Origin of the sequence: Pseudogemmobacter sp. W21_MBD1_M6 (assembly GCF_052119585.1) — a bacterium.
Lineage (GTDB): Bacteria > Pseudomonadota > Alphaproteobacteria > Rhodobacterales > Rhodobacteraceae > JBGQOJ01.
Window position 1 is genome coordinate 1 of the sequence record NZ_JBGQOJ010000010.1, and the last position, 14,175, is coordinate 14,175.

Sequence of the window (14,175 nt, forward strand, 5' to 3'; positions counted from 1 at the left end):
CGCCGGGTGGAGTGATGCGTTTCTTCTCAGCCTTCTCAATAACTTAGCCAACCCTTAGGTCAAACGCGATTGCCCTGCCCCGCCGATCACAACCATGGCTTCGCCGAAATCCGCTTGGGCGTGGCCGGGGGCATGGGCCAGCGGCACAAACATCTCCCGCCTGCGCCGGCCATTTTCCCGGACGCAATTCTTGACAGTCGTGTAGCCGCCCATGAAGCCAAACTCATCGCGCAGCCGCTCAAAAACCTGTTTGGCACTGTGCCTTTGCTTGCGGTTCCGGTTGAGGTCTTCCTGCAACCACTGATCGATGAAGCCGGTAAAGCCATCGAGCTTAGGCCGCTTGATCTGCGCCGTTCGCTGATAACCGGGTGGGACTGAAAACATCATCATCTTCGCCACGCTCGCACGCGATATCCCAAAATGGTTCGCGGCCGCCCGTTCGCTCATGCCGCCTCGATGCGCGAGGCGGACCTTCCTGTAAAGTTCCACGCTGAAAATACGCCCGCCCTCCCTGCAAACAGAAAGGGCTAAAGTGGCAAAGTTTTACTCTGCCCGCATCAAGACTATCTCGCCACTTACGTGGCACACTTTTGCATTGCCGTTAGCACGACGCGCAACCTCGTGGTTCTCACGATGGCTGCGCACGCAAATAACAAGTTCACGGCGATTAGAAACAGAAAGAAAACTAGGACGGATCATGACCTCACGTGAATCGATCTGAAACCAGACGTCAACCCTTCGAATCTCGGGTCCTCCAAGACTCCCAGTATAACCTGCACGATTCAGTCTAAATTGCATAAAAATATACTTTTGAACTTTGAATGACGCAACATACACAATTCCAGTAAGTGCGGCGCGGTGTATCATCATCCGCAGAATTACGCAGAATGTTGAAGACGTTTATTTAATATTTTAGGGTACATCGGTGACCAAGCATGACAAGAAAAAAAATAGTGAAGCAGCCGACGAGGGCCTTTTGAGCCTCGCGAACGCGCTAAAGATATGTAAATGTCGTGTCACGGTAGAGCATGGGAGAAAGGATCTATCAGATTATTTTACCAATGAGGGAAGCGATGTCATAGTGCTTGCGCCCAGTTGTGAGTATGAATTTGAAAGCCATATCATGTTAGTTGGGAGCCGTAGGTTGGCAGAGCCGGTTATTCTGTATCTTTCTGATTATGATGAAGTTGCCGAGTTGGTGGGTCTGAGGACTGGAGCACATGACGTACTTCATGCAAACATGTCTGAAAATGTAATAGCCGAGCGCATAATGGCCGCTCATCGGCGTCATACTTTCAACCATGGCAGGACCTCGGATATCGCGAAAAATAACAGCGAAGGGCCCCTTCCTGCATTCTTTTTGGACCATGACCGCAACGAATTTTGGATCGATGATCAGAAGGTCGAGTTTTCAACTACGGAAACCAACATTCTTGAGACATTATTGGCAGGTCGTGGCAAAATTGTAGCTCGGGAAGAATTGATTGCGATGCTGGAAAAGCGGCAAGGAAGAAGTGTGACGCTGCGATCTGTTGACAGTCATATCAAGCGCATACGCAAGAAGATTGGAAACCGGAATTGTAAGAGTGAACTAGTCAAGACAGTCTATGGTTCGGGTTATAGGTTTGCGCCAATGTGATGCAGATGGAACTCGACGGGATTTGAGGCAACTTCAGCGATGGCCTGTGGACAATCATCTTGGTGCGATGGATGACGGCCTCGACCGTCAGTTGCGCTGATGAGCAAGGCAGAGGCAGAAAAATGGCCCGCCAGGATCTTATCTTCACTTACATTTCCGTTTGAAAAGAAGCGGTAAGCAGCCTCGGTGTTCCCCCTGTGTCAGGGAAGTTGTCCGCTGCTCTATTTTTCTCTAATTTTCAGGAGGGCGGGATAGGAAGATGATTTGGGATATTCACCGGAACGGAAATCAGCGGTGCTGAAGCGGATGCTGCCGCCTAACAATGTGGCCATACGTCAGTTGTCGCAGGAGGAAGGAATTTCTGAGGCGACATTGCACAAGTGGCGTGCTGAGGCACGCGGCAAGGGCCAGCTTATGCCCGACGCTAATGCAGGCCCTGAGGGCTGGTCGTCGCGTGATAAATTCGCAGCTGTGTTGGAAGCAGCGGCTCTCAACGAAGCTGATCTGGCCGAATACTGTCGCAAGCGCGGGCTCTATCCGACGCAGATCACGGCTTGGCGGACCGCATGCGAACAGGCGAATGACTGGGACCGCGCCAGCACGGCGCGTCTGGGTCAGGCGAGCAAGGAAGAAAAAAAGCGGATCAAGGATCTGGAACGTGAGCTTGCCCGCAAAGACCGCGCATTGGCCGAAACCGCAGCACTTCTGGTTCTCAGAAAAAAGGCTCACGCGATCTGGGGGGGCGACGAGGACGCATGATCAGCCCCCCACATCGCCAAACCGCCGTTGTTCTGATCAACGAGGCCGTCATTGCTGGTGCGCGGCGCATCAAAGCTTGTGCCGAGCTGGAAATCAGTGACCGCACCTTGCGGCGCTGGACAAATGACGGCGAGATCCAGCCCGATCAACGCCCCCTCGTGCCACGCCCCGAACCGGCCAACAAGTTGAGCGCCATTGAACGCGCGGCCGTGCTTGACCTCTGTAATTCAACGGAATTTGCCAGCCTTCCTCCGTCACAGATCGTGCCAAAACTGGCAGATCAGGGACGGTATCTTGCATCCGAGTCCAGCTTTTATCGCATCCTGCGCGCAGATGGACAGCAGCATCACCGGGGTCGGGCCAGGCCGCCGGTACGGCGCAAACCGCCCGCCAGCTACAAGGCAAGCGCGCCCTGTGAAGTTTGGACCTGGGATATAACCTGGATGCCTGGACCGGTCGCAGGCATGTTCTTCTACCTCTATCTGATTGTCGATATCTTCAGCCGCAAGATCGTGGGATGGGAAGTTCATGAACGCGAGAGCGCGGAGCTGGCGGCGATGCTGATCCGCAAAGCGGTTCTGGCTGAGGGATGTACCCTGCGTCCACTGGTTCTGCATGCTGATAACGGCAGCCCAATGAAGGGCGCGACGATGAAAACCACCATGGAAAAACTCGGTATCATCGCGTCCTACAGCCGACCGCGCGTCAGCAATGACAATCCGTTCTCGGAGGCTCTGTTCCGCACCTGCAAATATCGCCCGGACTGGCCGAACAAGGGGTTTGCCTCCAAAGAGGACGCCCAAGCTTGGGTGAAATCCTTTGCCTCGTGGTATAACGGCGAGCACTTGCACAGCGCCATTCGCTTCGTCACACCGGCCGCGCGCCACGCTGGCCATGATCGTGCAACGCTGGCCAATCGCGCCAGTCTCTATGCAAATGCTCGGTCAAAAAACCCGGAACGCTGGTCAGGCAAAACCCGCAACTGGCAACCCGCTGGACCCGTCTGGCTCAACCCCGAACCCGAAATAGGTGCCCCTGAAATCAGAGACGCCGCATGAAATCGGCGGACAACTTGTTTGACAAACACCGTGTTCGACCAATCTTGAAATGCCGTCGGCAGCGATTTACCCGGTCGTTCCCCCAGAACCTCTAGCATGGCCCCAAGGCGCCGGTTTAGCCGGGCGTCCCCAAGATCGCACTCAGCCGTTTCTGCTCCCACCCAACTCTGCACCATCTGCGCACCTCGATCATTCAGTGCAACATGACGAATCATGATTGGGCCTATTCGGACAAGGCGAAGTCTGCTGGGTGAATCAATTTGCCACACGACTTGTGGGTAACTGCAAGGCCAATGGCGCGGTTACGATAGGCCTCGGCTATATCAAGGTCGACCAGCGGCGCGAGCGCGCCAGATCCCGCCAGCAGCCGCGCCTGACGCAGCGCCTCAAGCGCGCGGCAGATCGGCGCGCTCCATACGAAACCGGGCCATGTCGCGGCACAGACCGGCCATCGCCGGGACCGGCTCAGGGCCGGCCCCGGCGCGGTCGAGCGCCTTCTGGAAGGCAACGGCGGCCCGCTCTGCGGTATCTGGCCCGGGCTGCTCCTCCATCAGCCGGGCGAGTGCCAGAGCAGGCCGCGCATCCATCGGACGCGCCGCCATCGCGGCAGTGTAGCTGGCGGCGGCTTCATCGGCCTCGCCAAGCCCCCGCAGCACGTTGCCCTGTTCCAGAAGGGCGTCGAAGCTTTGGGGATCCGTTGCCAGCGCCGCCTCATAGGCCACCCTTGCCGCGGGTTCGTCCCCCAGCCGGCGCAGGGCGCGGGCCTTGAGCACATGCGCGCTCACCAACTCCGGGGCAAGCGTCACCGCCCGGGTCGCCGCCTCCAGAGCTTCAGTAAATCGGCCCTCGCGGAAGGCGGCGTTCGCGGCATTGAAGGCAGCGGCGGCGTCCGGTGTGATCGGAGCGGGCACTGCGGACATCTCAGTTCATGGCGCCGGTTGGCTCTGGCAGGGCCTCCGGCTTGACGGCAAAGCGGATCTCATCGTTGCGGAACCCGAGCGCCATCGGGCGGATCACACCCGGCAGGAGGTTGACGTCATAGATCTCCTCGACGATGCCGCCAATCTCCAGCCGGTGCTCGATATCCCCGGTGCGCAGGTTGACGATGCAGATTGCGCATTGCGCGCTGACGCCTTCGGCTTGCAGCCGCTCGTTCAGCACAAGCCCCTCGAAGGTGCGGTTCTCGCGCGGGCGCGAGATGCCGATCACGGCGTAATCGCCGACAAACGCCAGCCCGCGTGCAAAGCCGGGCAGGAAGCAGACCGGCTCGAACTTACCGGTGGCCAGATCGATCCGGCCAAACTCGCCGGTACCCGCTTGCAGCATCCACAGCGTGCCCTGATGCAGACGCGGCGAATGCGGCATGGAAAGCCCCCCCGCCACAACCTCGCCCGTCGGCACCTCCAGCACCATGCCGCCATCACGGCGCTTCTCGCGCCAAGCGCCGCGGCCCGTCCGGCATGCAGCGCGCGTTCGCTGACCACCAATTCGGGCGCGGCCGCCTCGATCTCGGCCGAAAAGACGGGTGCGCGTCCGTCGATCTCGGCTGACAGCCGCTCGATCCGGGTCTGAAGGGCGATGGCGCGCTGGACCTCGCGGTCAAGCTGGCTGGTCTGGACCAGCCCGTCCAGTTCGACCAGTGGCGCGCCGGCTTCGACCACATCGCCTTCATCCACGAAGACGGCACGGATCACGCCGGCTTCCGCCGCCTGCACCCGCTGCACATCGCCGGCCGGCACAACGCGACCGGGCGCGCGGGTCACATCGTCGATCTCGGTTGCCCAGGCCCAGATGAAGACCGCCGCGATCACTGCGAAGATCGTGAACAGCAGGGCCGAGGCACGCAAAGGGGTGCGGCCGTTCAGCTCGCGCACCAACCGGTCAAGATCGCGCTGCGTGCTCATACCGCACCTCCTGCGCCCTGACGTCGGATGATCTGGCTTTTGGGCCCGTCCGCAACCACCTTGCCGCCATCAATGACGATCACCCGGTCCACCAGTTCCAGCAGGCTAGTACGGTGCGTGTTTAGCAAGTCGCGCCAGCTGTCCGCGTTCTCCCGGAACCCGTCCATGATAGCCAGAACGTCCTTCTCGCCGTATTCATCAGCGCCGATAATCACCAGCATACATCGACGATCGCCATCCAGACGCGGCGTGAAGTAGACCCCGTCCGCCCAGATGTAGACGTAGCGTTTGCCCGTGAGGTCGCGCTTGCGCCAGATCTCGTATTCTTCCCACCACGCAGCCTTCAGCCGTGTGATGGTCGATGAGGACAGCCCCTCGGCATCAGGGCCCAGAAGCGCCGCCAGCGCCTCGCTGAAGTCCCCAGTCGAGATACCATTCAGATAAAGCCACCTGCGGCGTGACTTCCATGACTTCTGGTCCTCGACCAATTCCGAGATCGCCCGTGCGGCACTCGACCGGATTGGCAAGTTCTACGACATCGAGCGCGACATCAACGGTCAGCCCGCTGACGTCCGCTATGCGGCGCGGCAAAAGCTCAGCCAGCCCAAGGTCGAGGCTTTCTTTGCCTGGTCCGAACAGCAGCTTCTGCGTATCCCAGGCAAAAGCGATCTGGCCAAGGCATTCCGCTATGGCCTCGCCCGGCAGGAGGCCTTCAGCCTTTTTCTGTCTGACGGACGCGTGGCAATCGACACGGATGATGTTGAGAAGCCCCTTTTTCAATCTTTTCAAGTTGGCTTAGGTTTGGGCGGTCTATCCCGCCAAGCTTCGACCATACGGGCGTAGGACGCCTCTGCGTTGGCGACCAGTTCCATCTCGCGATGTCGGATCTCCTTGATCCAGTAGTCCCGCCCGGGCCCCGGCTTGTTGCCGTGCTGCTTGGTGGTCGCTCCGGCGCGCAACTCGAGTTTGCGCATCTTCATCGCCACGAAGGCCGGCCGGGCCCAGCGATACGGCTCTTCCTTCGCGAGGAGTGTCCAGATCAGCGTAGCGATCTTGCGCGCGGTGGCAACGGCCGCGACGTTCGCGCCCTTTCGGTCCTTGATGCGTAGGAAGAACGACCGCAACGGACCCGGCACGCCCGCCGCAGACCAGGCCGCCTCCACCAGCATTGTCCGCGCGGTCGCGTTGCCTTGTTTGGTGATACGCCCATGGATCGCGCCGCGGTCCCCCGACTGCCGGACGCGGGGCGTCAGACCGAAGTAGCTGGCAAGTTTCTCTGGCGATGAGAAGCGACTGATGTCGCCGATGGAGGCCACTACCGCGGTGGCGATCACAGAACTGATCCCGGCCACGCTCATCAGCTTTCGCATGCGTGGATCGTCGAGCGAGAAGCGGATCAGCGCCGTGTCGAGCGTCGCGAGGCGGTCATTCAGCCAGTCCAGCTCGTCAAGGTGGCGGCCAAGCAGATCGCGCTCTGTCTTCGGCAGCGGTGCTTTCGCCAGCCAGTGTCGCCCGCCTTTACCGAAGAGGTGGCCTTCATACTTCGGGATCAAGTTCGCATGCAGCACCGCATGCACACGGCTCTTTGCCCGGCGGATTGATCGCACCACCGCCACGCGTTCAGAGACAAGCCGCCGGAGGGCGAGCGTATCGTCGTCTGCCGCCCAGACCTCGGGCAGAAATCCCGCGGCATGCAGCTGTGCGAGTATCGCGGCATCGACCTTGTCGGTCTTCACCCGCGCATGCGCGATCGCCTTCACCTGCATGGGGTTCCAAAGCGGACGCTTCTATCTCGACAGGAAGGAAAACGCCTTCAAGAGCGATACTCTCCTCTGGCGACGGTCCGCTCTCCAACGGCGCAAACCGGGGATCTTTCAGCCACTTGAAAATCAGGTTCGCGTTCATCGAATAGCGGCGCGCAACCTGTGCAACCGAAACGCCCGGCGTCAACGTCTGCGCGCAAATCGTGCGCTTCTCGTCATCCGACCAGACCCGCTTCTTCAAACCCTTCTTTCCCGCCATCACCGACCTCAAGATGTCCACTATCGATGGTGGACACTATCACCCACTCCATCACGCAGGCAGGGCAGTCAGACCGGACGGATACCCGGTTTCGAACCCAGTCGCGTTTACAACGGTTGGGATTCTAACCGGGAGGTTTTAGAGTAAAATCAATTGGTTAGGTGGTAGAGAAGGTTCGACGGGGGTCCCGTTCCCTCCGCCACTACCTATCTTTAAGATATTGGTTTTGATGTGTGTTATTGTCGTATAGCCAATTTCATACCCCACAATATCCCCCACCTCTTTCGAGAACATGCTGGAATTGCGCGGAACAGCGTTCCAAATTCCAGTCGCGATGAATCGGTTTGGGGCTAAGCGCCTCAAATTTGTCCACAGCGGCAAGGTCGCGCAAAATCGGTAGTGGGCAAAGCTGTTTTGCGCCTCACTCTTATAATCGGCTTGATTTGCGTGATTACGTCCTGAAATGGGTGCAATCACGCATCAAATATCCGCTCTGTATGGTCAGAAATGCGCTAGGCTGCCTGTGATCTGAAAGGAATGGCGATGGCAAATCACTTGCAAAATCCGTGGCGCGGGCGCGGTTTTGATCGCGCGGAAATATTGCCGTTGGCCGATGCCTCTGCCGTGGCTGACCTTCTGCGGCAATGCCCAACCCATGCGGCGACCCCCTTGCATGATGCGCCAGAGATCGCCGCAAAACTGGGTCTGGCACGACTTTGCCTGAAGGATGAGCGTGCGCGTATGGGTCTGGGCAGCTTCAAGGCGCTTGGGGCAGCCCATGCCATCGCGCGCGAGGCCGCCGCAACCGGAGCGCCCGATATGCGCAAGGCCTTGACCGATCGCATCTATGTCACCGCCAGCGCCGGCAATCATGGGCTGTCGGTGGCGGCTGGCGCACAGGTTTTTGGTGCGCGGGCGGTGATCTATCTGGCCGAGACTGTGCCCGAGGCTTTTGCCGAACGCTTAACCGCCAAGGGTGCCGATGTCTTGCGCGCGGGGGCTGACTACGAGGCCAGTATGCAAGCCGCCATCACCGCCGCGCAGACCAACGCCTGGACGTTGCTGTCCGACAGTTCATGGCCCGGCTACACTGAATTGCCCCTGCGCGTGATGGAAGGCTATCTGCAACTCGCCGCCGAGGTTGCGGCGCAGATCACGGAGCCGCCCAGCCATATCCTGTTGCAAGCGGGCGTTGGCGGGCTGGCGGCGGCTGTCGCGGCCCATGTGCGCCTTGTCTGGGGCGACGCGCCGCAGATCATCGTGGTCGAGCCAGAGGCTGCGCCTGCCTTGATGGAAAGCATCCGCGCCGGCAAGGTGATTGAAACCCACGGTCCGGCGTCCTGCATGGGCAGGCTGGATTGCAAGACCCCCTCACTGATTGCGCTGAATGGTTTGGCGCGCGATGCGGATCTCTTTGTGACCATCACCGAGGCCGAGGCAGAGCAAGGCGCTGCGCTTTTGGCCCAATACGGCCTGACAACAACGCCATCGGGCGCGGCGGGCGTTGCGGCGCTGGCGGCGGGGCTGGACTTGCCCCCCGATGCACAGGTGATGGCCATTCTCAGCGAAGGGCCGGAAGATGGCTGAGCGTTCAATCATTTTCCCTGCGCAGGAATTTCGTGCGCGGGTGGCGCGGTTCCAGGCGGGCATGGTCGCCGAGGGGCTGGATGCGCTTTTGCTGACCACACCGGCCGATGTGTTTTACGCGACCGGCTTTCTGACCCGGTTCTGGGAAAGCCCGGCGCGGCCATGGTTTGTGGTGATCCCGCAGGCAGGCGATCCGGTTGCGGTGATCCCGTCCATCGGCGCCGCGTTGATGGGCCGCACATGGCTGGGCGACATCCGCACCTGGGATGCGCCTGATCCGCGCGATGACGGGATCAGCCTGCTGGCCGACACATTGGCAGGGTTTGTGCCGGCGACGGGGAACATCGGCCTGCCGATGGGGTTGGAAACCCATCTGCGCATGCCATTGGCTGATTACGCGGCATTGCGCGCGCGCCTTGCCCCGCGCCGCTTTGTCGATGCAACGACCTGCGTGCAGCGCGTGCGCGAGGTGAAATCCGATGCCGAGATCGCAAAGGTCCGCGAGACCTGCACGATTGCTGCCCGTGCCTTTGAACGTGTGCCGGGGTTCGCGCATGCAGGCCAACCGCTACGGGATGTCTTCCGCGACTTCCAGATCGCGCTTTTGAGTGAGGGGGCGGATTGGGTCAGCTATGTCGCTGGTGGGGCAGGGCCGGATGGTTACGGCGATGTCATCTCGCCCGCCGGGCCAGAGCCGCTTGTGCAAGGCGATGTGCTGATGCTCGATACCGGTGCCGTGAAGGACGGATATTTTTGTGATTTCGATCGCAATTTCGCCATTGGCCCTGCGACAGATACAGCCCGCCGCGCCCATGCCGCGCTCTGGCGGGCGACAGAGGACGTGCTGTCAATCCTGCGTCCCGGTGTGTGCGCCTGTGATGTGCATCGAACCCTGTGCGAGAGCCTGCGCCGCCAAGGGGCTACACCATCGGGCGGGCGGTTGGGGCATGGGCTGGGCGTCACCCTGACTGAGTGGCCGTCCTTTACCCCGCTGGATGAAACGCCGCTGCGCGCGGGCATGGTCCTGACGCTGGAGCCGGGCTGTATCACCCGCGATGGGCGGATCATAGTGCATGAGGAAAACATCGTGCTGCGTGAGGACGGGGTGGACCTCCTCTCGCCCCGCGCACCTGCCGATCTGCCGGAAATAATCCGATGAACAGCTTTCCCTATGCCCTGCTGGACGACGATCTGCCGCGCCTTGGCCTGATTGTGCTGCAGGTTGATGAAACCATCGAACAGGATTTTCATCGTATCTTCCCGCCGAATGTTGCGCGATTGCATGTTAGCCGCGTTCCTTCGGGGGCTGAACTGACAACCGACAGCATTGCGACTATGGAAACGACGCTCCCTGCTGCAGCAAGCTTGCTGCCGTCCTCCCAACCGCTGGGTGTGGTGGGCTATGGCTGCACCTCTGGCACCGCCCTGATCGGGGCTGCACGCGTGCGTGCGCTGATCTCGGGCGCTTCACAGACCCGATCCGTGACTGACCCGTTGACCGCCGCGCTTGCCGCTTGCCACATTTTGAAGCTTGGGCGCATTGGGATTGTCTCGCCTTATTTACCATCGGTCGCAGCCCCCATTCGTGCGGCGTTCGAGGCGGCGGGCATCATGGTGGCCGACACCTTGTCTTTTGGAGAGGAGATCGAGGCCCGTGTCGCCCGCATCGCGCCCACATCAATCGCAGAAGCCGCCCGCACACTGGCCCGGCGCAGTGATCTGGACGGGGTGTTCCTGTCTTGCACCAATCTGCGCACGCTGGACATCCTTGAGCCGCTGAAGGCTGAACTGGGCCTGCCGGTGCTCAGCTCAAATCAGGTTCTGGCGTGGCATATGGCACAGCTGGCCGGCTTGAAACTGCCGCAACTCGGCCCGAATACTCCTTCGTCACGCTGAGTTTGTGCCTGTTCAAAATGGCCGTTTGCCACCGCTCGATCTCTGTGGCTTGCCAGCAAGTCTGATTTCCCGAACCACCTCTCGCACCGTGTTTATTCTGGCACCTGTAGCCGTTGCAAAAAGTCAACAGGGCAAGGGGCTTGAGCTGAAATTGCCGAACTACGGCCTCAATTGTCTGCGGGAAAACAGCGTGGACGTTGCACTGACCTATGGCGACATCAATTTCTACTCGAAGGTTGGGTTCGCCCAGATCACACAGAGTGTCGCTCAACCCCCTTTAGCGCTGGAGCATCCCGAAGGCTGGCTTGGTCAGTCGCTGACGGACAAACCGCTCGATCCACTTAAGGGGCCGTCCGGTTGCGTTGAGGCACTTAACAGCCCAAATTACTGGTAACATCGGGCGACATGATACTTCACTTGGCATTCCTCAATGAGCGTGCGGGTTCTGACCCGAGGCCAGCGCCAAATGATGGGTCTGATGGTGCATCCCGACGGTCATCAGCCCGATGAAGCCAAGGCCGCGGATGCGCGCCTCGTCCGGCCCCGTCACGGTCATGATCGCGCCGCTTTCGATCTCCTCGGCCTGCATCGTCCAACCCTCTGCGCCGTTCATCGTGGCCACATGGGCCGGAACCATGACGCGGATCGAGGATATGACCGCCGGGTCGGTCGACGTCACGAGGAACCGTGCGCCGCCGTCGATTACTTTGCTGTCTACATCGGCCCGGAGGGTCACGTTGTCCATGTCGATCAGATGCTGGCGCAGGGTCTCGATATCGACCTTGCTCCAGTCCGTCGCGGGATCGGCCATCAGCGCGGCGGTGATTTCCTGAATGGCGGCAAAGGCCGATTGCCCGCCTTCGTGTAAAACGGGGGCAGCGCCATGCATGGCCGGATCATGCGCCGCGGCCTGCCGGACGGAAGGAAGCAAGAGCGTCGCGCCAGCAGGGATCACGATCTTGTCCACATGGCCCGAGCGCGCGCCGTCCGCAGAGACAAAGTGCAGATGCAGCCTCTCGCCCGGATGCGAGGCGATCCCTTCCAGCGCGGCGCCGGTGTAGACGCCGACGATCTCGCCGCTGGCGCCCGCTTCGTCATAGAGGTTCATTCCCGACTGGCTATTGGCATGGCCACCGCCGTTGCCGCCACCAAGGCCGCTCTGCCCGCGATGCGACGGCGCCTCGCCGGTCACCACATGCCAGACCAGTTGCGGAAAGCTGCCCTGAACGCGGATCGGAAAACCACCCGCCGGATCGAGGCCGAGGGCCTGCGCCTGCATCTCGATGAAATGGGTCAGACGGTCGGGCGCCATGTCATGGGGGATTTCGACAGACTGCCAGTCCGCGACAGTGCCAAAGGCCAGGATTACGGCCTTTTCGCCGGCGTCCGGAGGGGTCACACGCGCCTGTGGGTCATCGCCACGGCTGACCAGAACCGCCCCGTCACGCATTAGCACTTCGCCGCGCAGACCGGCGGTGGCCCCGACGCCCCAGGCTGAGGGGGCAGACAGCGTATCAAGGGCAATCGTGCCGTCCGTTGCGCCCGTGTGCATCATGTGGCGGAAATTGCCGTGGGTCGTCAGCTCCTGCGCAAGGGCGAAGCAAGGCAGGGCAGTGGTCAGAAGAGTCAGGGGGATCAGTTTCATCGTGGCTCTCGCGTTTCCAGTTTTGGCCTTATTGCACGCCTGACGCTACCCTCATATGATCGGAATCATGTCACGCGCCGTTGAAGCCCTGTTTGCCGGATCACGATCCCTTCATTTTGTCGCGGGCGAGATGCTGTTTCGCCGCGCCGCGCCGGTAACCTACTGAAATATTGGGCCGACACTCATACCAGAAAATTCGGCACAATTCTTTGGTAATGTGGGCTAAAGCTGCAAGTCCGGCGCTCCACATTTCAGGAATTGCCCGTGCCCGCGCTCTGCCATTAGCCTGCCGTCCCGCACGACCACCGCACCGCGTGACAGAACGGTTTCGGGCCAGCCTGTCACGGTGCGACCCTCATAGGGCGTGTAATCAACATTGTGGTGCAGCATGTCATTGGTGATTTTGACTTCTCGGGTCTGATTCCATATCGCAAGATCGGCGTCTGCACCGATAGCTATCGTGCCTTTCCGGGGATACAGCCCATAGAGCCGCGCCGGGTTGGTTGCAGTCAGAGCCACGAACTGGTTAAGTGAAATCCGCCCCTTGCCCACCCCTTCTGAAAAAAGCAGCGGCAGCCGCGTCTCGACTCCGGGTATTCCGTTCGGCACATGCGCAAAGCTCGCGCCTTCTCCATGCAGCTTTTTTCCAGTATCGCTGTCGAATTTGAATGGCGCGTGATCTGAAGAAAACACCTGAAACGTCCCATTTGCGAGTCCGCGCCAGACCGATTTCTGGCTTGCCGTATCGCGAGGTGGTGGCGAACAGATGTGCTTTGCTCCTTCAAACCCATCAAGATCAAGGTCGTCTGCCGTCAACAAGATGTATTGAGGGCAGGTTTCGGCAAAGACTCTGAGCCCCTTCGCTCGCGCCGCCGCAATTTGATCCATCGCCTCGCCCCCGGAAACATGCACCACCAGCATTGCCACATCGACAATCTCTGCCAGCGAAATGACGCGGTGTGTTGCCTCGCGTTCAGCAATAGCCGGGCGGGCGTCGGCATGGTGGCGCGGTGCTGTCTGGCCCGCGCGCTCCAACGCCTCAGTCAGCCACGCAATTGCGTCAGAGTTTTCCGCGTGGACCATCGTCAACGCGCCTTCGCGCCGGGACAATGCCAGCACTTCAATGATTTCACGGTCGTTCAGCTTGAGATCGTCATAGGTGGTGTAGATCTTGAACGAGGTGTAACCTTCGCGGATCAACGCAGGCAGCTCCTGGCCCAGCACTTGCGGGGTCGGATCAGTGACAATCAGGTGAAACGCATAGTCAATCACCGACTTGTCGTGCGCACGCCTATGATAATCGTCAACCGCCGCGCGCAGCGACTCGCCCTTTTTCTGGCTGGCAAAGGGAATGACCGTCGTCGTCCCACCAAAGGCGGCAGAGCGTGGCCCGCTGACGAAATCATCCGCCATGACCGACCCGTCCAAAGTGGGTTGATCGAAATGGCAATGCGCATCGACCCCACCAGGCAAAACCAGCCGTCCGGTCGCGTCGATCTCATCCTGCCCTCGGGCCAGATCCAAACCCAAAGCGACAATCTTGCCGTCTCGGATGCCGATATCAGCGTCAAAGATGTCGCCGGACGTAGCTATTGTCCCTCCACGGATTACGAGGTCAAATTCAGGTATCATTGGTGGTCTCTTTCCAGAGTTGGGTCGGTGACA

Annotated in this window: 10 protein-coding genes and 6 pseudogenes; 7 read left to right on the top strand and 9 right to left on the bottom strand. The window is 60.2% G+C overall.

The features are described 5' to 3' along the window. Positions 1-69: 69 nt before the first annotated feature. Positions 70-489 (bottom strand): annotated as a pseudogene (locus tag ACEN2R_RS11495) (IS21 family transposase); the annotation flags it as partial. Positions 490-925: 436 nt separating this feature from the next. On the opposite strand from ACEN2R_RS11495, the gene ACEN2R_RS11500 reads away from it, so the two are divergent. Both ACEN2R_RS11500 and ACEN2R_RS11505 read left to right on the top strand, forming a co-directional pair. Further along, on the top strand, positions 926-1,639 hold the full coding sequence (locus ACEN2R_RS11500; protein WP_442042286.1) for a winged helix-turn-helix domain-containing protein: 714 nt from the start codon (positions 926-928) through the stop codon (positions 1,637-1,639). A gap of 306 nt (positions 1,640-1,945) precedes the next feature. Further along, positions 1,946-3,456, top strand: a protein-coding gene (locus ACEN2R_RS11505; RefSeq protein ID WP_442042530.1) for an IS3 family transposase whose coding sequence is annotated in 2 segments (ribosomal slippage) — positions 1,946-2,366 and positions 2,366-3,456 — 1,512 coding nt in all. Because the reading frame shifts where the segments join, the coding sequence is not laid out codon by codon here. A 41-nt stretch (positions 3,457-3,497) separates the two neighbouring features. On the opposite strand, the pseudogene ACEN2R_RS11510 reads toward ACEN2R_RS11505, so the two are convergent. From ACEN2R_RS11510 to ACEN2R_RS11525, 4 genes and pseudogenes are all read right to left on the bottom strand, one after another. Continuing rightward, positions 3,498-3,671: pseudogene (locus tag ACEN2R_RS11510) on the bottom strand (IS4/Tn5 family transposase DNA-binding protein); the annotation flags it as partial. A 171-nt stretch (positions 3,672-3,842) separates the two neighbouring features. Further along, positions 3,843-4,376: a tetratricopeptide repeat protein gene (locus ACEN2R_RS11515; RefSeq protein WP_442042288.1), complete on the bottom strand. Its 534-nt coding sequence runs from the start codon at positions 4,374-4,376 to the stop codon at positions 3,843-3,845. Position 4,377: 1 nt separating this feature from the next. Beyond that, on the bottom strand, positions 4,378-4,869 hold the full coding sequence (locus ACEN2R_RS11520; RefSeq protein WP_442042290.1) for a DUF4915 domain-containing protein: 492 nt from the start codon (positions 4,867-4,869) through the stop codon (positions 4,378-4,380). Between the two features lie 535 nt (positions 4,870-5,404). Beyond that, positions 5,405-5,809, bottom strand: a pseudogene (locus ACEN2R_RS11525) (transposase); the annotation flags it as partial. Between ACEN2R_RS11525 and ACEN2R_RS11530 the strand changes: the two are divergent. Beyond that, positions 5,805-6,134 (top strand): annotated as a pseudogene (locus tag ACEN2R_RS11530) (IS66 family transposase); the annotation flags it as partial. The pseudogenes ACEN2R_RS11525 and ACEN2R_RS11530 sit on opposite strands and share 5 nt — an antisense overlap. 11 nt (positions 6,135-6,145) lie before the next feature. Here ACEN2R_RS11530 and ACEN2R_RS11535 read toward each other — a convergent pair. Next, positions 6,146-7,132 (bottom strand): annotated as a pseudogene (locus ACEN2R_RS11535) (IS110 family transposase); the annotation flags it as partial. A 136-nt stretch (positions 7,133-7,268) separates the two neighbouring features. Then, a pseudogene (locus tag ACEN2R_RS11540) lies at positions 7,269-7,382 on the bottom strand (IS66-like element accessory protein TnpA); the annotation flags it as partial. 543 nt (positions 7,383-7,925) lie between these two features. Between ACEN2R_RS11540 and ACEN2R_RS11545 the strand changes: the two are divergent. From ACEN2R_RS11545 to ACEN2R_RS11560, 4 genes are read left to right on the top strand one after another with little or no spacing between them, the layout of a single operon-like run. Continuing rightward, positions 7,926-8,969 (top strand): pyridoxal-phosphate dependent enzyme, encoded by a 1,044-nt coding sequence (locus tag ACEN2R_RS11545; protein ID WP_442042292.1) that lies wholly within the window; start codon positions 7,926-7,928, stop codon positions 8,967-8,969. Next, on the top strand, positions 8,962-10,128 hold the full coding sequence (locus ACEN2R_RS11550; protein WP_442042294.1) for a M24 family metallopeptidase: 1,167 nt from the start codon (positions 8,962-8,964) through the stop codon (positions 10,126-10,128). Before ACEN2R_RS11545 ends, ACEN2R_RS11550 begins: the two co-directional genes overlap by 8 nt. Then, positions 10,125-10,865, top strand: coding sequence for a maleate cis-trans isomerase family protein (locus ACEN2R_RS11555; RefSeq protein WP_442042296.1), 741 nt, complete (start codon positions 10,125-10,127; stop codon positions 10,863-10,865). The genes ACEN2R_RS11550 and ACEN2R_RS11555 overlap by 4 nt, the downstream gene beginning before the upstream one ends. Positions 10,866-10,869: 4 nt before the next feature. Further along, on the top strand, positions 10,870-11,259 hold the full coding sequence (locus ACEN2R_RS11560) for a hypothetical protein (protein WP_442042298.1): 390 nt from the start codon (positions 10,870-10,872) through the stop codon (positions 11,257-11,259). 33 nt (positions 11,260-11,292) lie between these two features. Here ACEN2R_RS11560 and ACEN2R_RS11565 read toward each other — a convergent pair whose 3' ends face one another. Continuing rightward, complete coding sequence (locus ACEN2R_RS11565; protein ID WP_442042300.1) at positions 11,293-12,510, bottom strand: acetolactate decarboxylase; 1,218 nt, start codon at positions 12,508-12,510, stop codon at positions 11,293-11,295. Positions 12,511-12,732: 222 nt separating this feature from the next. Further along, entirely contained in the window at positions 12,733-14,142 is a 1,410-nt protein-coding gene (gene hydA / locus ACEN2R_RS11570) for a dihydropyrimidinase (RefSeq protein WP_442042302.1), read from the bottom strand. Positions 14,143-14,175: the final 33 nt, after the last annotated feature.

What these genes read in the sequence shown, in the direction of transcription:
- ACEN2R_RS11545 (WP_442042292.1), top strand. Translation starts at nt 7,926, where the DNA reads ATGGCAAATCACTTGCAAAATCCGTGGCGCGGGCGCGGTTTTGATCGC.
- ACEN2R_RS11520 (WP_442042290.1), bottom strand. Translation starts at nt 4,869, where the DNA reads ATGGTGCTGGAGGTGCCGACGGGCGAGGTTGTGGCGGGGGGGCTTTCC.
- ACEN2R_RS11515 (WP_442042288.1), bottom strand. Translation starts at nt 4,376, where the DNA reads ATGTCCGCAGTGCCCGCTCCGATCACACCGGACGCCGCCGCTGCCTTC.
- ACEN2R_RS11565 (WP_442042300.1), bottom strand. Translation starts at nt 12,510, where the DNA reads ATGAAACTGATCCCCCTGACTCTTCTGACCACTGCCCTGCCTTGCTTC.
- ACEN2R_RS11550 (WP_442042294.1), top strand. Translation starts at nt 8,962, where the DNA reads ATGGCTGAGCGTTCAATCATTTTCCCTGCGCAGGAATTTCGTGCGCGG.
- ACEN2R_RS11555 (WP_442042296.1), top strand. Translation starts at nt 10,125, where the DNA reads ATGAACAGCTTTCCCTATGCCCTGCTGGACGACGATCTGCCGCGCCTT.
- hydA (WP_442042302.1), bottom strand. Translation starts at nt 14,142, where the DNA reads ATGATACCTGAATTTGACCTCGTAATCCGTGGAGGGACAATAGCTACG.